Annotated in this window: 23 protein-coding genes; 16 read left to right on the top strand and 7 right to left on the bottom strand. The window is 57.5% G+C overall.

The features are described 5' to 3' along the window. The first annotated feature begins 112 nt into the window (after nucleotides 1–112). Nucleotides 113–976, top strand: coding sequence for an exosortase-dependent surface protein XDP1 (xdp1, locus tag KI610_RS11255; protein WP_226495067.1), 864 nt, complete (start codon nucleotides 113–115; stop codon nucleotides 974–976). Nucleotides 977–1,021: 45 nt separating this feature from the next. Here xdp1 and KI610_RS11260 read toward each other — a convergent pair whose 3' ends face one another. Both KI610_RS11260 and KI610_RS11265 read right to left on the bottom strand, forming a co-directional pair. Then, nucleotides 1,022–1,279: a phosphopantetheine-binding protein gene (locus KI610_RS11260; RefSeq protein ID WP_226495068.1), complete on the bottom strand. Its 258-nt coding sequence runs from the start codon at nucleotides 1,277–1,279 to the stop codon at nucleotides 1,022–1,024. A gap of 7 nt (nucleotides 1,280–1,286) precedes the next feature. Further along, on the bottom strand, nucleotides 1,287–3,044 hold the full coding sequence (locus KI610_RS11265; protein WP_226495069.1) for a serine hydrolase domain-containing protein: 1,758 nt from the start codon (nucleotides 3,042–3,044) through the stop codon (nucleotides 1,287–1,289). 130 nt (nucleotides 3,045–3,174) lie between these two features. Between KI610_RS11265 and cysE the strand changes: the two genes are divergently transcribed. The 15 genes from cysE to KI610_RS11340 all read left to right on the top strand — a co-directional run bounded on the left by cysE (nucleotide 3,175) and on the right by KI610_RS11340 (nucleotide 13,297). Then, nucleotides 3,175–3,930 (top strand): serine O-acetyltransferase, encoded by a 756-nt coding sequence (gene cysE, locus KI610_RS11270; protein WP_226495070.1) that lies wholly within the window; start codon nucleotides 3,175–3,177, stop codon nucleotides 3,928–3,930. Nucleotides 3,931–3,987: 57 nt separating this feature from the next. After that, complete coding sequence (gene iscR, locus KI610_RS11275) at nucleotides 3,988–4,488, top strand: Fe-S cluster assembly transcriptional regulator IscR (RefSeq protein WP_226495071.1); 501 nt, start codon at nucleotides 3,988–3,990, stop codon at nucleotides 4,486–4,488. Between the two features lie 7 nt (nucleotides 4,489–4,495). Next, nucleotides 4,496–5,650 carry a cysteine desulfurase family protein gene (locus KI610_RS11280; protein ID WP_226495072.1) on the top strand — a complete coding sequence of 385 codons (1,155 nt, stop codon included), beginning with the start codon at nucleotides 4,496–4,498 and terminating at the stop codon, nucleotides 5,648–5,650. Between the two features lie 41 nt (nucleotides 5,651–5,691). Further along, the gene (locus tag KI610_RS11285) at nucleotides 5,692–6,903 is read left to right on the top strand and encodes an IscS subfamily cysteine desulfurase (RefSeq protein WP_226495073.1); all 1,212 of its coding nucleotides are present in this window, start codon (nucleotides 5,692–5,694) and stop codon (nucleotides 6,901–6,903) included. A 21-nt stretch (nucleotides 6,904–6,924) separates the two neighbouring features. Then, on the top strand, nucleotides 6,925–7,308 hold the full coding sequence (iscU, locus tag KI610_RS11290) for a Fe-S cluster assembly scaffold IscU (RefSeq protein ID WP_226405456.1): 384 nt from the start codon (nucleotides 6,925–6,927) through the stop codon (nucleotides 7,306–7,308). 2 nt (nucleotides 7,309–7,310) lie between these two features. Continuing rightward, nucleotides 7,311–7,634, top strand: a complete 324-nt coding sequence (iscA, locus tag KI610_RS11295) for an iron-sulfur cluster assembly protein IscA (RefSeq protein ID WP_226495074.1) — start codon at nucleotides 7,311–7,313, stop codon at nucleotides 7,632–7,634. Next, entirely contained in the window at nucleotides 7,634–8,158 is a 525-nt protein-coding gene (gene hscB, locus KI610_RS11300) for a Fe-S protein assembly co-chaperone HscB (RefSeq protein WP_226495075.1), read from the top strand. The genes iscA and hscB overlap by 1 nt, the downstream gene beginning before the upstream one ends. A gap of 2 nt (nucleotides 8,159–8,160) precedes the next feature. Beyond that, nucleotides 8,161–10,041: a Fe-S protein assembly chaperone HscA gene (gene hscA / locus KI610_RS11305; protein WP_226495076.1), complete on the top strand. Its 1,881-nt coding sequence runs from the start codon at nucleotides 8,161–8,163 to the stop codon at nucleotides 10,039–10,041. Continuing rightward, the gene (gene fdx, locus KI610_RS11310) at nucleotides 10,038–10,382 is read left to right on the top strand and encodes an ISC system 2Fe-2S type ferredoxin (RefSeq protein ID WP_226405460.1); all 345 of its coding nucleotides are present in this window, start codon (nucleotides 10,038–10,040) and stop codon (nucleotides 10,380–10,382) included. Before hscA ends, fdx begins: the two co-directional genes overlap by 4 nt. Then, nucleotides 10,379–10,573 carry a Fe-S cluster assembly protein IscX gene (iscX, locus tag KI610_RS11315; RefSeq protein ID WP_226495077.1) on the top strand — a complete coding sequence of 65 codons (195 nt, stop codon included), beginning with the start codon at nucleotides 10,379–10,381 and terminating at the stop codon, nucleotides 10,571–10,573. Before fdx ends, iscX begins: the two co-directional genes overlap by 4 nt. A gap of 74 nt (nucleotides 10,574–10,647) precedes the next feature. Continuing rightward, complete coding sequence (locus tag KI610_RS11320; protein WP_264178803.1) at nucleotides 10,648–10,860, top strand: YkgJ family cysteine cluster protein; 213 nt, start codon at nucleotides 10,648–10,650, stop codon at nucleotides 10,858–10,860. A gap of 28 nt (nucleotides 10,861–10,888) precedes the next feature. Beyond that, entirely contained in the window at nucleotides 10,889–11,116 is a 228-nt protein-coding gene (locus KI610_RS11325) for a VF530 family protein (RefSeq protein WP_226498542.1), read from the top strand. Continuing rightward, on the top strand, nucleotides 11,113–11,310 hold the full coding sequence (locus KI610_RS11330) for a hypothetical protein (protein ID WP_226495078.1): 198 nt from the start codon (nucleotides 11,113–11,115) through the stop codon (nucleotides 11,308–11,310). Before KI610_RS11325 ends, KI610_RS11330 begins: the two co-directional genes overlap by 4 nt. Before the next feature lie 5 nt (nucleotides 11,311–11,315). Then, the gene (locus tag KI610_RS11335; RefSeq protein WP_226495079.1) at nucleotides 11,316–11,570 is read left to right on the top strand and encodes a hypothetical protein; all 255 of its coding nucleotides are present in this window, start codon (nucleotides 11,316–11,318) and stop codon (nucleotides 11,568–11,570) included. A gap of 5 nt (nucleotides 11,571–11,575) precedes the next feature. Beyond that, nucleotides 11,576–13,297 (top strand): SulP family inorganic anion transporter, encoded by a 1,722-nt coding sequence (locus KI610_RS11340; protein ID WP_226495080.1) that lies wholly within the window; start codon nucleotides 11,576–11,578, stop codon nucleotides 13,295–13,297. Between the two features lie 6 nt (nucleotides 13,298–13,303). Here the strand turns inward: KI610_RS11340 and serB are convergent, their stop codons facing one another. The 5 genes from serB to mfd form a co-directional block, all read right to left on the bottom strand. Further along, nucleotides 13,304–14,149 (bottom strand): phosphoserine phosphatase SerB, encoded by an 846-nt coding sequence (gene serB / locus KI610_RS11345; protein ID WP_226495081.1) that lies wholly within the window; start codon nucleotides 14,147–14,149, stop codon nucleotides 13,304–13,306. Between the two features lie 164 nt (nucleotides 14,150–14,313). After that, the gene (locus tag KI610_RS11350) at nucleotides 14,314–14,547 is read right to left on the bottom strand and encodes a hypothetical protein (protein ID WP_226495082.1); all 234 of its coding nucleotides are present in this window, start codon (nucleotides 14,545–14,547) and stop codon (nucleotides 14,314–14,316) included. A 28-nt stretch (nucleotides 14,548–14,575) separates the two neighbouring features. Then, on the bottom strand, nucleotides 14,576–14,899 hold the full coding sequence (locus KI610_RS11355; protein WP_226495083.1) for a DUF167 domain-containing protein: 324 nt from the start codon (nucleotides 14,897–14,899) through the stop codon (nucleotides 14,576–14,578). A gap of 185 nt (nucleotides 14,900–15,084) precedes the next feature. Then, nucleotides 15,085–16,158, bottom strand: coding sequence for a 3-deoxy-7-phosphoheptulonate synthase (locus KI610_RS11360; protein ID WP_226495084.1), 1,074 nt, complete (start codon nucleotides 16,156–16,158; stop codon nucleotides 15,085–15,087). Nucleotides 16,159–16,160: 2 nt separating this feature from the next. Next, the gene (gene mfd / locus KI610_RS11365) at nucleotides 16,161–19,601 is read right to left on the bottom strand and encodes a transcription-repair coupling factor (RefSeq protein ID WP_226495085.1); all 3,441 of its coding nucleotides are present in this window, start codon (nucleotides 19,599–19,601) and stop codon (nucleotides 16,161–16,163) included. Nucleotide 19,602 lies beyond the last annotated feature (1 nt).

The following is a 19,602-nucleotide window of genomic DNA, read 5'->3' on the forward strand; positions in this document are numbered from 1 at the left end:
GTAGACTCTGGTTCGTCGAATGTTTGTATCTAACAAATTGAATTAATAGATAAATTATATTTGGCTTGATATTTGCTAGCTTACAAAGCAAGAGTCGCGTTAGGAGTGGGAAATGAAAATTCAATTCAAGGCATCGTTCTGTTCAGTAGCGTTGGTGTTTGCGAGCCAGGTTTCTGCTGCGACGTGGGAGTTGATAGGAACGCCAACAGCGGGTGTTTCGGCTATCAACGCGTATGCCAACACTGGCAGCACTGTAGATGATGCTTCTTCGTCGGCTAATAACGGTGCATCGCAAACCATTCAGGCGGCCCAATGGGTGGGATCCTATGCTGGATATGGCGGAGTTACTAACGCAGAGTGTACGTCTGGATTGAGTTGTGACCAAAACGAAGGTGGTAATCCAGAGCACGCGATGGACAACAATCAGCGTTACGATATGGTATTGGTTAGCTTCGATTCGCTGGTGCAGCTGACTTCACTGGAGCTATCTTGGTATAAGTATGACTCTGACTATACGGTTATGGCCTATACGGGGTCAGGAAATCCGACGGATACGATGAGTGCGGCATCTATCGTAGGTAAAACGTTTACCAGTAGCATGGCAGGGTGGACAGTTATTGGTAGCTACGATGGAGATTCGTACAATGGCGAGAAATCAGGGGAATTTAACCGAGGCATCACTTACACTCCGGCAAATGCCAATGTCTATTCGTCTTATTGGCTGATCGGTGCATACAATCCGTTGGTTGGTGGGCCTACGGTTGGTAATCCAAATATGGGAACGGGGGAGTTGAATTATTATCAAACCGCTGTTAAGTCAAATACCGGCTACGACTACATCAAACTTTCATCAGTAAGCGGTAATGTTTGTACGACGGGTTGTGGATCTAATGACAATAAAATTCCCGAGCCTGGTTCGCTGGCATTGATGGGGATTGGATTGGTTGGATTACTTCGCTTGCGCAAGAGGCGCTAAACAGATGGTCAAATCAAAACGGCACCTTTTGGTGCCGTTTTGATTTCAGCGCTGTGATTCGATCAGAGCTGCCAGCGTTACGACTGAACTTAGGTGCTGGCGTGCCGTTTCGTCATTGGCCTCAAGCACAACGCCATACTTCTTCTTGAGTGCCAGTACAAGTTCGAGTGCATCAATTGAATCCAAGCCCAAACCATCATCGGCAAAGAGCAGTGTGCCTTCGCCAATGTCGGTAGGGGTGATGTCTTCAAGATTCATCGTTTCTATGATGAATACCTTCAATTCGTGATGCAGATCGTTCATTTCTAGTTTATTTCTTGCGTAGTTGAATTCCGGAAAAGCCCAGCATGGCTTCGTCTCCGGCGCCAATCAGTCGTAGCGTGTCTCCGCGACCGGTACCCAAGCCGGCTGTTACCACTTCGTTGTCGGAGACTGCATGAAAGGCGATCTGCAAAAGGAGGTCGGGTACCTCCGGAAAGTGCGCTTCACCGACTAGTAGCCCGTTGTCTTCCTTGAGCAGAAGTCTGTCAGGAGTAGGGCCGTCTATCTTTCCAATGATCTCGTAGTGGCCGAGATTGTTCCAGAAGCGCTCAGGAATTTTCGTTGGCTTCAGTTTTTCGCCAAATATCAGCGATTCTGCGCCGATACGGCCGACGATGATTTGCCGACCGTCGACATTGGCCATCGACAAGTGAATATCCTCGAATGCGCCGACGCGTACAGCCATCATTCCAAACAATCGATATTTGATAGTCAGCAAGCCGTCTTCGTGCGGCACCAGACGGAAATGATGGCCCGCAGCCTCAACGTCAATCTGGCCATTTTTTGTGCTGATTCTGGCCAAGCCAACCATGGTGTCAAAGTTGCCGTCAAACTGGCGCAATTCCTCGGTAGTTGGTGCGCGTTCTGCAGCTCGTGCTGGTGGTGTTGCATCCTGGCGAATTCCGGTCTTTGCTTCAAGCATGAGGCGCAAGGCCTCGGTGGCGATTTTGGAGACCGCAACGTGGGACGAGGATGAGTTGGAGAGGATGACGACGCCCAGTTTGTGCTCAGGCAAGATGGCCATCATGCTGTGAGAGTCGGGCAGGGAACCGCCGTGGCTGGCAACGCTGCCGCCACCGGGCACGTCGATGCCACTCATCATCCAGCCCAAGCCAACGTATTGCCCGAATGTCATCGGGAAATTCTTGTTCTGGATGCGCACCATCTCATGGGTTGAAGCAGCCGAAAGAATTCGGTTTTCACCAGCCTTGCCATCAGCGAACTGCATTTTCATGAAATTGCCGAGGTCAACAACGTTACTCAGCAAGTTCGCGGCCGGCATATCACGAAGAGAAAATACCTCGATTTCCTTGTTGCGGTCGTAAGCTTTGGCGATGGGACGTGGTACGAAACTGCTATGGCGCATGCCTAGAGGCTGGAAGAATTGACGATCCATGTATCTGTCAAAGGGTTCGCCGCTAACCTTCTGAATTGCGGCACCAAGCAGCGCCATGCCGAGATTGGAATAGGAAAAAACGTAGTTAGGTGGAAAGGCCTGGTATTCGTCGCGGATATTGGCAACAACCGACTCGAAACGATCAGGCTCGCGAACGAACAGGCCTTGCAGGAAATTGGATGGCAGTCCCGAGTGATGGCACATGATGTTGCGTGGCGTCACCGGTGCTGCGTTCGGAAATCGAGTCTTTATCGTGAATTCGGGCAGTGCCGCAGAGAGTGGCTGATCAATGTCGAGCTTGCCTTGTTCAGCTAGTTGCATTGCTGCTGCGGCCGTGAAGACCTTGGCAATTGATCCGGCTCGATAGACGGTATCTGGTGTGGCCTCTATTTTATTTTCAAGGTCGGCATAGCCAAAGCCTTGCTGCCAGATCACTTTCTGGTCATCGACGAGTGCGATGCTTATGCCGGTAATCTCGTTTTGCGCCATTTCACGGTCTATCAGCCATGAAAGGTATTTTTGGGTGTGGCTGTAATCGCCGCGTGTATTTCTTGTTGCGACCGGTGGTGGCGTTGCGCAACCGGCAAGCAAAATGATGGCAACAAGTAGCGATGCGAGGCGGTTTGGCATGGAGAGCTAGCGAATTGCGGCGGATTTCGGATTATAAACTTATACGACTCGCAGCTCGTTGGGAAAATAGCTGACAAATTCAGTCGAGTATTCTAAAATCGCCCTCCATTCAACAGGGAGATCAGGTTTCATGTTCCGGTATCTGCGTGAGGACATCCGTGCGGTCTTTGACCGCGATCCGGCCGCCCGCTCATTCTGGGAGGTACTCACCTGCTACCCGGGCATTCATGCATTGATCATGCATCGCCTGGCCCACTGGCTATGGGGGCATCGTCTTCGTTGGTTGGGCCGCTTTACGGCTCATTTGTCACGGATGCTGACTGGCATCGAAATTCATCCTGGCGCAACCATCGGTCGCCGTTTCTTCATTGATCATGGCATGGGTGTTGTGATTGGAGAAACGGCTGTTATCGGAGATGACGTCACGCTCTACCACGGGGTTACTCTCGGTGGCACTTCCTGGAACAAGGGCAAGCGTCATCCGACTCTGGAAAATGGTGTGGTTGTCGGAGCTGGGGCAATGGTGCTTGGGCCGATCACTATTAGTGCCGGTGCTAAAGTTGGTTCAAATGCTGTGGTCACAAAGCCCATACCTGCCGGAGCAACCGCGGTTGGGAACCCGGCACGGATTCTCGATAACACTGAGCAAACCCGCCAACGGGAGGCTCAAGCCGAAAAATTGGGCTTTTCTGCCTATGCGGTTGGGCGCGATCAGGACGATCCGCTGGCCAAAGCGATCCACGCATTGCTGGATCACGCTGCCGAGACTGATCGGAGGCTGGCCTCGCTGGTCAAGGAGCTTGATGCACAAGGCGTCAAGTGTGATCAAGACGTCGATCAGTCCGATATATTCGATCCGAAATACCTGAGTAAAATAGTTGACTAATTTTGTCTGATTTGGATATAGTTGACTGCAACACTAGGTTATTTATAGAGGTTCGGAATGCGTTTGACAACCAAAGGACGTTTCGCCGTAACGGCCATGATGGATCTCGCCATGCGGGGCGAGGGCGGGCCCGTGGCGCTGGCCAGCATCAGTGAGCGGCAGCAGATATCGCTGTCCTATCTTGAGCAGTTGTTTGGCAAATTGCGTCGTCACAAGCTGGTCGATAGCGTGCGTGGCCCAGGTGGCGGTTATTGTATAGCCCGACCTTTCGATCAGGTTGCGGTGGCAGACATCATTCGGGCAGTCGATGAACAACTCGATGCCACTCAATGCGGTGGCCGCGAAAACTGCCATGACGAACACCGTTGCATGACACATGATCTGTGGTCGACGCTGAATGCCAAAATGTTCGATTACCTTGCTTCCGTAACGCTCGCTGAGCTTGTCGGGCGTGAAAAAGCAAAGCGTGGTGTGGGTATGATCGTCCTTGAGGATAAGCGCCTTGGCCCGCAACCCCGGCCCCGTAGCGGTCGCGACAAGGTGCCGGCTGCGGCCTGAGAAAACCATGTCGATGCCCATTTATCTCGACCACAATGCCACGACACCGCTCGACCCGGTGGTGCTGGTTGCGATGTTGCCTTGGCTGGAAAGCCAGTATGGCAATGCGTCGAGCCGCCATGAATATGGTCGGCAGGCACGACAGGCTATCGACGAGGCGCGCCAGAAAGTTGCTGTGGCGGTTAATGCACACCCCACAGAGGTAATTTTTACCAGCGGGGGCAGCGAAGCCAATAACCTATTCCTCAAAGGAGCTGCGGCCTGCCTCAAGCCCGGTATACTTGCCGTCAGCGCTACAGAGCATCCCTGCGTACTCAAGCCGGCCGCTCAGCTGGTCCGGCAGGGCTGGGAAGTCAGGAGTCTTGCGGTCGACGGTACTGGAAGGGTAAAAATCGAAGACTATGCCGAGGCACTGCTCGACAAGCCGAAAATGCTCTCTGTCATGCTGGCTAACAATGAAACAGGTGTCGTGCAGGATGTTGCGGCGTTAGCGAATGCTGCAAGTCCCACCGGGGCCTGGTTTCATTCCGATGCCGTACAGGCTTTGGGCAAGCTGGCTATCGATTTTCGCGCTTTCAACGGAGCTGGCGTTCATGCCATGACGTTGTCTGCGCACAAGGCAGGTGGCCCCAAGGGCGCGGCAGCGCTGGTTCTTGACAAGCGCGTCGAATTGCAGCCCTTGATTGCCGGCGGCGGTCATGAACGCGGACTGCGCTCGGGCACCGAAAATATCCCGGCGATCGTTGGATTCGGCGTTGCTGCGGAACTTGCCGCAGTTCGCGTTGCCGAACTACCTGCTCGGATGCGGGCTATGCAGGTAAAGCTGGAATCTGGACTGGCAGGATTAGGCGCCAGGATTTTTGCGACGGACGTGACGCGTTTGCCGAATACCAGCTATTTCGCCTTCCCGAATATTGATGGCGAAACGCTCGTCGGTAAGCTGGACCGCGAAGGATTCGCTGTGGCCAGTGGTGCGGCATGTTCAAGCGCCAATCCGGAGTCATCGCATGTTTTGCGCGCCATGGGTATCGCCCCTGATATTGCTCGCGGGGCTGTGCGAGTTAGCCTCGGTGTGGCAAATACGGAAGCTGAGATTGAACAATTTATCAACGCCTTGCAGGTGACAGTCGGACGACTGCAAGGACTGACAGCCATTAGCTGAAAAGATGGCTGCCTGAACAACCCGACTTAGCGAGAATGACGATGAAACTCCCTATTTACCTGGATTACTCGGCAACTACCCCGGTCGACCCGCGTGTCGCTGAAAAAATGATTCCCTACTTGTGCGAGCATTTCGGCAATCCCGCTTCGCGCTCGCACAGCTTTGGCTGGGTAGCCGATGCGGCGGTTGAGGAAGCACGCGAGCAGGTGGCCGCACTGGTTAATGCGGACCCCAAGGAAATCGTCTGGACCTCCGGTGCAACAGAGTCCAACAATCTCGCCATCAAGGGGGCTGCGAATTTCTACGCAGGGACCAAGGGCAAGCACATCATCACGGTGAAGACCGAGCACAAGGCCGTGCTCGACACTGTGCGCGAAATGGAACGCCAAGGATTCGAAGCGACCTATCTTGATGTCAAGGAAGACGGCCTGCTCGACCTGGAGGTCTTCAAGGCCGCCATCCGACCGGATACCGTCCTTGCCTCCGTGATGTTCGTCAATAACGAAGTCGGTGTCATCCAACCGATTGCCGAGCTGGGTGAGATCTGCCGCGAGAAGGGTGTGATTTTTCACGTCGATGCTGCTCAGGCTACCGGCAAGGTGGATATTGACCTGAGCAAGCTCAAGGTCGACCTGATGAGCTTCTGTGCTCACAAGACCTACGGTCCGAAAGGTATTGGCGCGCTGTATGTCCGTCGCAAGCCGCGTATTCGTCTTGAGGCGCAAATGCATGGTGGTGGCCACGAACGCGGTTTCCGCTCAGGCACCCTGCCGACGCACCAGATCGTCGGGATGGGCGAGTGCTTCCGTCTGGCTCGTGAGGAAATGGCAGAAGAGAACAAGCGCATCGGCGCCTTGCGCGACAAGTTGCTGAAAGGTTTGCAGGACATCGAGGAAACCTTCGTCAATGGTGACCTGACTCAACGGGTGGCGCACAACCTCAATATCAGCTTCGCTTACGTTGAAGGCGAATCGATGATCATGGCCATCAAGGATCTGGCAGTCTCTTCCGGTTCGGCTTGTACCTCGGCCAGTCTGGAACCATCCTATGTGCTGCGCGCCTTGGGGCGCGATGATGAATTGGCCCATAGCTCCATCCGTTTCAGCATCGGCCGCTTCACGACAGAAGAAGAAATAGACTATGCAATCAAATTATTGCATACGAAAGTTGGTAAATTACGAGAGCTTTCTCCGTTGTGGGAAATGTTCAAGGACGGCATTGACCTGAGTACCGTTCAATGGGCTGCACACTAAAGAAATTCAAGGAGAAACAGCATGAGCTACAGCATAAAAGTCATTGATCATTATGAGAATCCGCGCAACGTTGGTTCCTTCGGCAAGGAAGATGATGACGTAGGTACCGGCATGGTCGGCGCACCGGCTTGCGGCGACGTCATGAAACTGCAGATCAAGGTGAACAAGGCCGGCGTGATCGAGGATGCCAAGTTCAAGACCTACGGTTGCGGTTCGGCCATCGCATCGTCTTCACTTGTGACCGAGTGGGTCAAGGGTAAGACGGTCGATCAGGCCTTGTCGATCAAAAACACGGAAATTGCCGAAGAATTGGCCTTGCCGCCGGTTAAAATTCACTGTTCGATTCTGGCCGAGGATGCCATCAAGGCAGCTGTGGCCGATTACAAGAAAAAGCACGGAGAATAAGCATGGCTGTGACCTTGAGCGACAAGGCGGCAAAACATGTCGCCAACTACCTGACCAAGCGTGGCAAGGGCATTGGCCTGCGTCTCGGCGTGCGGACCAGTGGCTGTTCCGGCATGGCGTACAAACTGGAATTTGTCGACGAGGTGAATCCTGATGACATGGTGTTTGAACACAATGGCGTCAAGGTTATTGTCGATGCCAAGAGCCTGCCTTATCTGGATGGAATGGAACTGGACTTCGCTCGCGAGGGCTTGAACGAAGGTTTCAAGTTCAACAATCCGAACGTCAAGGATCAGTGCGGTTGCGGCGAATCCTTTAACGTCTGATGGATTTCCGAGCCGACCATTTCTCCCTGTTTGGGTTGAATCCGGGCTTCCGGCTCGATTTGTCTGACCTGGATTCCCGCTATCGCGATATTCAGGCGCAGGTGCATCCGGATCGGTTTGCCAACGCTGGTGATGCCGACCGCCGCCTCTCGATGCAGTGGGCCACGCATGCCAATGAAGCCTACCAGACGCTAAAAAAGCCGCTCGAGCGGGCGAAATATATGCTCCATCTGGCTGGCCACGACATTCAGGCGGAGAGCAATACCGCCATGCCCACCGATTTTTTGATGGAGCAAATGGAATGGCGCGAAGCGGTGATGGAGGCTCGCGATGGTGGTGATCACCACGAACTGGAGCGCCTGCACAACCGCCTCCGTGGCGACATTAATTCGCGTTATCAAGAACTGGGCGAGCTATTCGAGCTGGGCGAGCTTGCGCTGGCCACGGATCGTGTTCGTCGGCTGATGTTCCTGGAAAAACTTTTGTACGAAATCGACGACGCGCTGGCGTCGCTGGAAGAATAAAAATGGCCCTGTTTCAAATTGCCGAGCCTGGTGAGTCGGTAGCCCCTCATGAACACAAACTTGCCATCGGTATCGACCTTGGTACGACCAACTCTTTGGTTGCCACGGTTCGTAGTGGTATGGCCGTCTGCCTTAACGATGAGCAGGGACGTCCCTTGCTGCCGTCGGTAGTTCGTTACCATGCTGACAACAGCACCGAAGTCGGTTTTGACGCCCAGACCAAGCAGGCGATCGATCCGCGCAACACCATCGTTTCGGTCAAACGCTTCATGGGGCGCGGGTTGAAGGATATTGCCCACGTTGAATCGATGCCTTACGACTTCATCGAAGCTCCGGGCATGGTCAAGGTCAGGACGATTGCCGGTATCAAAAGCCCGGTGGAAGTCTCGGCTGAAGTGTTGAAAAGTCTCAAGGAGCGTGCCGAGACAGCGCTTGGTGGCGATCTGGTCGGGGCGGTGATTACCGTACCGGCCTATTTTGACGACGCACAGCGCCAAGCCACCAAGGATGCGGCGCGTCTGGCCGGTCTGAATGTTCTGCGCCTGCTCAATGAGCCGACGGCTGCAGCCATCGCTTATGGCCTCGATAACGCTGCCGAAGGCGTCTATGCGGTCTACGACCTCGGCGGTGGTACTTTTGACATCTCCATTCTCAAACTGACCAAGGGTGTTTTCGAAGTCATGTCTACTGGCGGCGATTCGGCGCTGGGCGGGGATGACTTTGACCACCGCATCTTCTGCTGGGTTATTGAACAAGCCAAGCTGCAGCCTTTGTCGCCGGAAGATGGCCGTCATTTGATGATGCGTTGCCGCGAGGCCAAGGAATACCTGACCAACAACCCGGAAGCGCAGATCACGGTTCGACTGACCTCGGGCGAAATGGTCGACATAAAGCTCGATGTGCCAACCTTCGCGGCGATTGCCCAGACGCTGATCTCGAAGACGCTGCAACCGGTCAAGAAGGCCCTGCGTGATGCCGGCTTGCGCGTTGAGGACATCAAGGGTGTGGTCATGGTTGGTGGCTCGACGCGCATGCCGCAGGTGCAGAAGGCTGTTGGCGATTTCTTCCGCCAGGATCCGCTGACCAATCTCGATCCGGACAAGGTCGTTGCTCTCGGCGCGGCGACCCAGGCCAACTTGTTGGTCGGCAACAAGACCGGCAAGGATGACTGGCTGCTGCTTGACGTCATTCCGCTGTCGCTTGGCCTGGAGACCATGGGCGGCCTGACCGAAAAGGTGATTCCGCGCAATTCCACCATTCCGACGGCACGGGGCCAGGAATTCACGACATTCAAGGATGGCCAGACGGCGATGGCGATTCACGTTGTGCAAGGTGAGCGGGAGCTGGTGAGCGACTGCCGTTCGCTGGCGTGCTTCGAGCTGCGCGGTATTCCGCCGATGGTGGCTGGTGCAGCGCGTATCCGCGTGACGTTTCAGGTCGATGCCGACGGGTTGCTTTCGGTAGCGGCGCGTGAACAGACGACCGGTATCGAGTCCAGCGTGACCGTCAAGCCGTCCTACGGCCTGACGGATGACGAGATCGCCGGCATGCTCAAGGATTCGATGGAGCACGCTAAGGACGACGCAATGAGCCGTGCCCTCAAGGAGGCACAGGTGGAAGCGCAACGGATGATAGAGGCTACCGAAGCCGCGATGGCGGAAGATCCGCATCTGTTGAATGAGGCTGAAACCGCCAAGATCTTCGCTACCATCGCCAAGCTGCGCGAAACCATCGCTGGCGAGAATCGGCGCCTGATCAATATTGCCATGGACGACTTGGGTTTCGAGACACAGGCCTTTGCCCATCGCCGCATGGACCAAAGCATCAAGAAGGTGTTGGCCGGCCGCAACGTGGACGACATCAAAATGGGAGAAGACGCATGACGCAATTGATCGTCCTGCCACATCTTGAACTTTGCCCGGATGGCGCCGTCATTGAAGCGGAAGAGGGTAAATCGATTTGTGAGAATCTGCTGGCCAACGAGATCGAACTCGATCATGCCTGCGAAATGTCCTGTGCCTGCACGACGTGCCACGTCATCGTGCGCGATGGCTTCGACTCGTTGGAGCCGGCTGAAGACATTGAAGAAGACCTTCTCGACAAGGCTTGGGGCCTGGAACCCAATTCCCGTCTCGGCTGCCAGGCAATCGTACGGTCAACGCCAATAACGGTCGAAATTCCGAAATACAGCATCAACATGGCGAAGGAGGGGCATCGCAAATGAAATGGACCGACATCAACGATATCGCCATCGAACTGACCGATACCCACCCGGACAAGGATCCGCTGACAGTCAATTTCGTCGATCTGCGTGACTGGGTGATGGCTTTGCCCGATTTCAACGACGACCCCAAACACTGCGGTGAAAAGATTCTCGAAGCGATCCAGCAGGCCTGGATCGACGAGGTCGCGTAATCCTGGCTGTCGAATCGCCCTCCATTACCTGCGAGCAATGCGCAGCCTGTTGCTGCCAGCTTGAAGTCATGTTGATGGACGGAGATGATGTGCCTCGCCGCTTCTCCACTCAGGACGATTGGGGTGGCTGGGTCATGCGACGCCTTGATGACGGCTGGTGTGCAGCGCTTGATCGTGACACCATGCGTTGCACAATTTATGATCGCCGACCCGATAATTGCCGGGTGTTTGAAATGGGCGACAGCGATTGCCAGCGCGAACGGCAACTTTTCTACGCCCCGGCCTGAGTTTTCCACTAACCAAACGTTGCCACCCATGTCAGAAAAACAAGCCAACAATCCACTACACGGCCTGACCTTGGAGAAGATTCTCAATAGGCTGGTGGCCAGGTATGGATGGGCCGAACTGGGTCAGATCATCGACATTCGCTGTTTCAACCTCGATCCAAGCATTGCTTCCAGCCTGAAGTTCCTGCGCCGCACGCCTTGGGCGCGGGAAAAGGTTGAGGCGCTCTACGTTTCTACTGAGTTTGACCTGCCATGACTTACGAAGAACATCTCGACGAAGTAACGACACTCATCACCGAAAAATACGACATCGCGGACGATGCGGCGATAAAAATGGTGATGCGCGCCCAGGCTGACGATTTTTTTACCGGCCATGACGATGATGAATCGATCTGCACGCTGGATCGTGCCCATCTCGACGCCAAGGCAGTTTTCAAGAAGTACAAGTAGCCAGAATGCGCTCGACTCGTGCCACTGCTGCTGTTGCGCGGCTGAATCAACGCAGCGCAGGCCGTCATTACGTGATGGTGATCACCAGCAACAGCCTGTTTGTCTTGCGCGAGCGGGTTGAGGGTGTCGATAAGGAAGTTTCCGAGCCGCTGGCGCTCGACGATTTTGTTCGCTTTGTGAACGCGCAAGGCCCACAGGTCGTGCCGCGCGTTACCAAGAACGACGCTGCTTTCGCCCGTCAATTGGTCAAGAAAAACTGAATGACATGGCTAGGCTGATCCCGGGTTGGCTGGCCCATTACCCGAAGGACAAGCTGGGCGCGGATATCGCTGCCGGCCTCATCGTCACCATCCTGGTCATTCCGCAGAGTCTGGCCTACGCGCTTCTGGCTGGCCTGCCGCCGCAACTCGGTTTGTATGTCAGCATTTTCCCGGTCATTGCCTACGCGCTGCTCGGTAGCAGCATGGTGCAGGCCGTCGGGCCGGTGGCCATTACCGCGATCATGACCTATTCAGTCTTGAGTCCGATTGCACCGCCAGGTTCGTCGCTCTACATCACGTTGGCTGCCGCACTGTCGCTGCTATCCGGGTTGATGCTGCTGGCCTGTGGCGCTCTGCGCCTAGGTTTCTTGTCACAACTGCTCAGTCGACCGGTGATCAGCGGCTTCATCTCGGGTTCGGCCGTGCTGATCATCATCAGCCAGCTGAAATATCTGACCGGCGTCGTGCCGCACGGATCGAACAGCGGTGAACTGCTGCTCGACCTGCTTGAGAAACTGCCACAGGCGCATTTGCCGACGCTGACCATCGGACTGCTCGCCTTCGGCATCCTTGCCATTGTTCGCCTGGCGCTGGCCGACTGGCTGGTCAGGGTGGGGCTGAGCAAGGCAGGGGCCGATTTCATCGTGCGCCTGATGCCGCTGGTCGTGGTCATTGTCGGCACGCTGGCCGTTATCGAATTTAATCTTGACCACGGGCAGGGCGTAGCGGTCGTTGGTTCGGTGGTGGCGGGCCTGCCCGGCTTCACCTTCTTCGTTCCCGGCCTCGACACCGTGCATCGCCTGCTGTTGCCGGCCTTCGTGATGATGCTGATCGGCATGGTGCAGAGCATCACCATGGCCCAGGCGCTGGCTATCAAGCGGCGTGAGCGGATCGATCCGAATGCCGAACTGGTTGGTCTCGGCGCGGCCAATGTTGTGGCGGGGTTTTACGGTGGCATGCCGGTCGGCGGTGGCCTGTCGCGTTCGGCGATTAATGTCGCGGCGGGGGCTCAGACGCCGCTGGCCAGCATTCTGTCGGCACTGGCCATGATCGGCGTCGTGGCTGGTGCGGCACAGTGGTTCGAGCGCCTGCCGCTGGCCGTGCTGGCGGCCAGCATCATGATGGCCGCAATCTCGATGATCGACCTGCAGGCGCTCCGCCAGGCCTGGTCCTACGACCGGGCCGATGCGCTGGCCTTGTTGTGCACGGCCGGTGGCGTGCTGCTCTTTGGCCTGGAGGCAGGGATTGGCATGGGTATCGTGTTGTCGATGGCGACCTTGTTGTATCGCACGAGCGTCCCCCATATTGCCGTCGTCGGGCGGGTGCCCGGGACCGAGCATTTTCGCAATGTCGCCCGTTACGAGGTCGAAACACTTCCTGGCGTGCTTTTCGTCCGCATTGATGAGCGCCTGTTTTTCGGCAACCTGGGCGCTGTCGAGCAACGCCTGACTCAGGAGCTGGAACGCGTCGCTGGTGCGCATGATCTGGTCCTGGTAATGAGCGGCGTTAACCTGCTCGACACAACTGCGGTCGAGGTTTTCGGCGAAATCAATCAGGATCTTGCCGAGCGTGGCATCAAGCTGCACCTGGCCGAGGTCAAAGGGCCGGTGCAGGACAGGCTGATGAAGTCTTCGCTGTGGAAGGCGCTGACTGGCGAGGTTTTCCTGTCGGCCAATGCTGCCTACGAAAAGCTGGCACCACCCGAGGTGTGGTGTCCGGAAATCTAGACTCCCTTATTCTTCCGCGAACAGCTTGAGCAGTGCATCCAGTCCGCCGAAATTGATCGCCACATCGGCCTTGGCGCGTGTTGCCGGCTTGGCGCGGTAGGCTACCGATAAGCCTGCCTGGGCCATCATCAGCAGGTCGTTGGCGCCATCGCCGCAAGCGATGACCTGTTCCCTGGTCAAACCCAGTTCGTCAGCCAGTCGGGCGAGGTGGTGGGCCTTGGCGGCGGCATCGACGATGTCGCCGACGACACGACCAGTCAGCTTGCCACCGGAAATTTCCAGCTCGTTCGAGGTGGCGAAATCGAAACCGAGTTCGATGCGCAGGCGCTCGGTGAAATAGGTGAAGCCGCCCGACAGGATGGCGGTGCGCAGGCCGGCGTTCTGTGCCGCTTCGAGCAGTTCGCGGGCGCCCGGTGAAAGCAGCAGGCGTTCGCCGAAAACACGAGCCAGGACGCGGGCATCCAGCCCGGCGAGCAGGGCCAGTCGGCGGCGCAGGCTTTCGCGGTAATCGATTTCGCCACGCATGGCGGCTTCGGTCACGGTCGAAACCTCTTCCTTCTTGCCGGCAAAATCGGCCAGTTCGTCGATGCATTCGATGGTGATCAGCGTTGAATCCATGTCGAAGCAGATCAGGCCATAGTCGGAAAGCTTCTTGTTCGCCGGAAAGAATGCCCAGTCCAGTTTCTCGGCTTCGATGAGCGGGATCAGCGCATCAAAGTCGGCTGTGCGTGTCGCGTTCTTCAGGCGAACGACCTGGGGGGGCAGTGGTTCGACGGCAGATGCGCCGGTGGCAGCCACGATGCGCTCAAGCAGGAAGGTGGGCAGGGCGCCGCCCTGGACGATCAGGTTCATGGTTCAGGTTCGGAAGTCGGATTGCAGGAATTCTTGTGCCGGTAGCGTGGCGATGGCGGTCGCTTTGCCGGTACGGAACGGCATTCTATTCGCCGATGATGCAGGAGACCAGCGAATCAGCGGGCGTGGCTGTTGCGATCAGGGGCATGGCAGGCGTTCCCCGGCTAGTCCTTGCTTGGCGGAAAGAGCGCCTTGCGCAGATTGAACAGGTAACTGCCGGCGCCGACCAGACCGGCAGCAATCCCGAGCACAATTTTCAGGTCATGCTCCATGAGCGAATCGGGCGCAAACAGAATCCACCAGGCGGCGACCAGCAGGCCGATCAACAGTCCCCGCAGGTAAATCCAGCGGCGAACGGAGGGATGAACGGTTGTCGGAGCTTCAGATTGAGTATTCATGGGCGAAATGTTGTGTGAGAAAACCGGGTTAGAGGTCTAGAGACAGATTCTCGTGTGCCAGATGTCTGGCGATCACCGCTGGCAGATTCTGCGGCGAGCGGATGCGCAACTTCTTGTTGATATTGTAGCGGCCGAAGACGACCTCAATGTCGGTCACTGTGACGCCAAACTCGCCGGCCAGGAAGCGCACCATGTGGTCAGTTGCTCGCCCGGCGACCGGTGTCGCGGTGACGCTGACCTGCAACTGCTTGCCTTTCGGCTTGCCAATCGAATCGCGCTTGGCATTCGGTTCGCCGAGAATATTGAGGACCAGAATCTGGCCATCCATGGCGCAAAAGGAATCGAGCGCCATGCCTTTTTCGCTGCCAGGGGGAACGTGACGCGGTTTTCTGGTTTTTGGCTTCAAATTTATGTGTCGGGCGATTTCAATTTTGGCCGAAATTTCCGGTTGACCGTGGCAACTCTTGAGGCGTCACCCCGCGTTACGCCAGGCCGATTTGTCCAATGGCATCCCGGCCTGTTATCCCCGTGGAAACCTCAGGAAAGCCGTTCCGGCAGCACGTCGCGGAGCATGATGGCGGCGTCGCGGATCATCTTTTCGGTGGTCGCCCAATCGACGCAGCCATCGGTGACCGAGCAGCCGTATTTGAGCTGGCTGAGATCGGCCGGAATCGACTGGTTGCCGGCTTCAATGTTGGATTCGATCATGACGCCGAGCAGCGACTTGTTGCCGAGACGGACCTGATTGACGATGTCGGCCATGACCAGCGGTTGCAGTTCGGGTTTCTTGAAGCTATTGGCGTGCGAGCAGTCGACAACGATGTTGTGCGGAAGCTTGGCCTTGTCCAGCGCCTGTTCGACCATGGCGATGGAAACGGTATCGTAGTTCGGGCGACCATCGCCACCGCGCAGCACGATGTGGCCGTAGCCGTTGCCCTTGGTACGGACGACGGCGACACGGCCCTGGCTGGTCAGGCCGAGGAAGGAATGCGGCTTGGAGGCGGAGAGGACGGCGTTGACGGCAACGCTGAGGTCGCCGCTGGTGCCGTTCTTGAAGCCGACCGGCGTGGAGAGACCGGAGGACATCTCGCGGTGGGTCTGTGATTCGGTGGTACGGGCGCCGATGGCGGTCCACGTGATGAGGTCGCCGTAGTATTGCGGGGCGTTCGGGTCGAGTGCCTCGGTGCCGGTCGGCATGCCGATTTCGGCAACCTGGAGCAGGAATTCGCGGGCCTTGGCCATGCCGATGTCGATGCGGAAGCTGTCGTCCATGAACGGGTCGTTGATGTAGCCCTTCCAGCCGACGGTCGTGCGCGGTTTTTCGAAATAGACGCGCATGATCAGCTGCAGGGTATCGCCGACTTCTTCGGACAGCGCCTTCAGGCGACGGGCGTAGTCGAGGCCGGCCACCGGGTCGTGGATGGAGCAGGGGCCAACGACGACAAACAGGCGATGGTCCTTGCGATCCAGGATGTTGCGCAGCACATGCCGGCCATGGGTGACCGTCTTGGCGGCTTTCTCGGAAAGCGGCAGGCTGGCGTGGATTTCTTCCGGCGTCGGCATTTCGTCGAAGGCGGTGACGTTGATGTTGTCGATGTGGTGTGTGGTCATGGTCATTTGCTCAGCTGGCGAATCATGTCTTTCACCGCTACGACCTTGTCGTTCAAGGTCGGGCAGTGGCGTAAAAGGGAAAGTTTATCCTGTCCCGCCAGCTTATAGCTGCGGTCTTTTTGAATCAAATTGATTATCTTGATCGGCTCGATTGGCGGATTCTTCGAGAATTCCGGGCTGAACTGGATGGTGATCTGGTCGTTGGTCGCGTCGAGCTTCTGGATGAGCAGCGGCTTGACGAGTAGACGCAGGCGGTGCGTGGCGAGCAGCGATTGGGCCTGGAGCGGCAGTTCCCCGAAGCGGTCGATTAGCTCTTCCTGCAGTGTGTCGATGTCCTCGGTGCTTTCACCGTTGGCCAGGCGTTTGTAGAGGGTCAGGCGTTCGTGCACGTCGGGGCAGTAGGCATCGGGTAGCAGGGCAGGGGTGCGCAGGTTGATCTCGGTGCCGATACCGAGCGGCTGGGTCAGATCGACCGCGGCCAGATGCTTGCCCTGCTTGAGGGCAGCGACGGCTCGATTGAGCATGTCGGCGTACATGTTGAAGCCGACTTCCTGCATTTCGCCGGACTGGTTGTCGCCCAGCACCTCGCCGGCGCCACGGATTTCCAGGTCGTGCATGGCGAGGAAGAAGCCGGAACCGAGTTCTTCCATGGCCTGGATGGCTTCGAGGCGCATTTTCGCCTGCTTGGTCAACGCTTTTTCGTCCTGCACCAAGAGGTAGGCGTAAGCCTGGTGATGCGAACGGCCGACCCGGCCGCGCAATTGGTGCAACTGGGCAAGGCCGAATTTCTCGGAACGGTTGATCAGAATGGTGTTGGCGTGCGGATTGTCGATGCCGGTTTCGATGATGGTCGTGCACAGCAACACGTTGGCGCGCTGGCCGGTGAAGTCGCGCATGACGCGTTCCAGCTCGCGCTCGTTCATCTGGCCGTGGCCGATGACGATGCGCGCTTCCGGCACCAGCTTGGCCAGTTTTTCCTGCATGTTGTTGATGGTGTCGACTTCGTTGTGCAGGAAGTACACCTGGCCGCCGCGCTTCAGTTCGCGCAGCACGGCTTCGCGGATGATACCGTCGGAGAAATTGCTGACGAAGGTCTTGATGGCGAGGCGCTTTTGCGGCGCGGTGGCGATCACCGAGAAGTCGCGCAGGCCTTCCATCGACATCGCCAACGTGCGCGGGATCGGCGTTGCGGTGAGCGTCAGGACATCGACCTCGGCGCGCATCGACTTCAGCGTTTCTTTCTGGCGCACGCCGAAACGGTGTTCCTCGTCGATGACGACCAACCCGAGGCGCTTGAATTTGACGTCCTTGCCGATCAGCTTGTGCGTACCGATGATGATGTCGATCTTGCCTTCGGCCAGTTCCTGCAAGGCTTGCGCTGATTCCTTGGCGGTCTTGAAGCGGGAGATTTCGGCGATCTTGACCGGCCAGTCGGCAAAGCGGTCGGCGAAGGTCTGGTAATGCTGTTCGCAGAGCAGGGTGGTCGGGCACAACACGGCGACCTGTTTGCCACCGGCCACCGCGCAGAAGGCGGCACGCAGGGCAACTTCGGTCTTGCCGAAGCCGACGTCGCCGCACACCAGGCGGTCCATCGGCTTGCCGGAGCGCATGTCGCCGATGACAGCGGCGATGGCCGTGGCCTGATCATTGGTTTCCTCGAAGCCGAAACCGTCGGCGAAGGCTTCGTAATCGGTTTCCTTGAAATCGAAAGCATGGCCCTCGCGGGCAGCGCGGGCGGCGTACAGCGCGAGCAGTTCGGCAGCGGTGTCGTGCGCCTGCTCGGCGGCCTTGCGCTTGGCCTTCTCCCACTGGCCGGAGCCGAGGGTATGGAGCGGGGCGCTTTCCGGGTCGGCGCCCGAATAGCGGGAAATGACGTGCAACTGGGCGACCGGGACGAACAGCTTGGCTTCGTTGGCGTAGTGCAGTTCAAGGAACTCCTGCTCGCCGAGGCCGAGATCCATGCGAACCAGGCCCTGATAACGGCCAATGCCGTGGCTTTCGTGAACCACCGGGTCGCCGACCTTGAGTTCGGTGAGATCCTTCAGCCAGTTGTCGAAGGTGGCTTTCTTCTGCGCTTCGCGCCGGGTGCGCCGCGGACTGCCGGCGAACAGTTCGGTTTCGGTGATGAAGGCGAGCTTTTCCAGCGCAAAGCCAGCCTGCAAGGGGCCGATGCCGAGTGCCAGTTGCGCCTTGCCCGAGAGGAAGGTTGGCAGATCGGCAATGGCTTCGGGCTTCAGGCCATGCTCGGCGAACATCGCCGCCAGGGTTTCGCGGCGGCCCGCCGTTTCGGCAACCAGCAAAACCCGGCCGGAAAACCCGGCGAGATGATTTTTCAGGGCGCCGAGCGGCGCCTCGCTTCTGCGGTCAACGGCAATATTGGGCAGTTTTCCCGAAGCGTTTTCATTTTTGGCCTCAAATGCCAGTCGACCGTAGGATTTGGCCGCCGTGAAGAAGGCCTCGTCCGACAGGAAGAGTTCATCGGGCGGCAGTAGCGGCCGGGATTTGTCGCCCTGCAGCATATTGTAGCGCGAGCGGGTATCGTTCCAGAAGGCGGCGATGGCGGCCGGCGCGTCGCCGTGGGTGACGAAGACGGCGTCCTTGGGCAGGTAATCGAAAATGCTTGCCGTTTCGTCGAAGAACAAGGGCAGGTAATACTCGATGCCGGCACTGGCGATGCCGGTCGAAATATCCTTGTAGATGCCCGACTTGGCCGGGTCGCCCTCGAAGCGCTCGCGGAAGCACTGGCGGAAATGGGTGCGGCCCTTGTCGTCCATCGGGAATTCGCGGGCCGGCAGCAGGCGGACTTCCGGCACCGGATAGACGGTGCGCTGGGTATCGACGTCGAAGGTCTTGATGCTTTCGATTTCATCGTCGAAGAGGTCGAGCCGGTAGGGCAGTTGCGAGCCCATCGGGAAGAGGTCGATCAGGCCGCCGCGAATCGAATACTCGCCGGGTGTCACAACTTGTGTGACGTGGGCGTAGCCGGCCAGCGTGACCTGGCTGCGGAACTTCTCGGCGTCGAGTTTCTGGCCCTTCTTGAAGGCGAAGGTATAGGCGGCGAGGAAAGCCGGCGGGGCGATCCGGTAAACCGCCGTCGAGGCCGGCACGAGCAGGATGTCGATTTCGCCCTGGGTGGCCGCCCACAAGGTGGCCAGGCGCTCGGAGACGAGATCCTGATGTGGCGAGAAATGGTCGTAAGGCAGCGTTTCCCAGTCGGGCAGCAGACGGACGCGCAGCGTCGGTCCGAACCACGGAACTTCATCGAGCAGGCGCTGGGCATCGGCCGCGCTGGCAGTAACGACGGCGAGCAGTTTGCCGGGGTTACGCCCGGCGATTTCGGCCAGCGCCAAGGCGTCGGCGGAACCGGCCAGCAGGGGCAGGTCCACGCGGTTACCTGCCTTGGGCAGGGCGGGAAGGGAAAGCAGGGGCTGGGGAGCGGACACT

The sequence above is a fragment of the Ferribacterium limneticum genome (genome assembly GCF_020510565.1).
In the GTDB taxonomy this organism is placed as follows: domain Bacteria; phylum Pseudomonadota; class Gammaproteobacteria; order Burkholderiales; family Rhodocyclaceae; genus Azonexus; species Azonexus limneticus_B.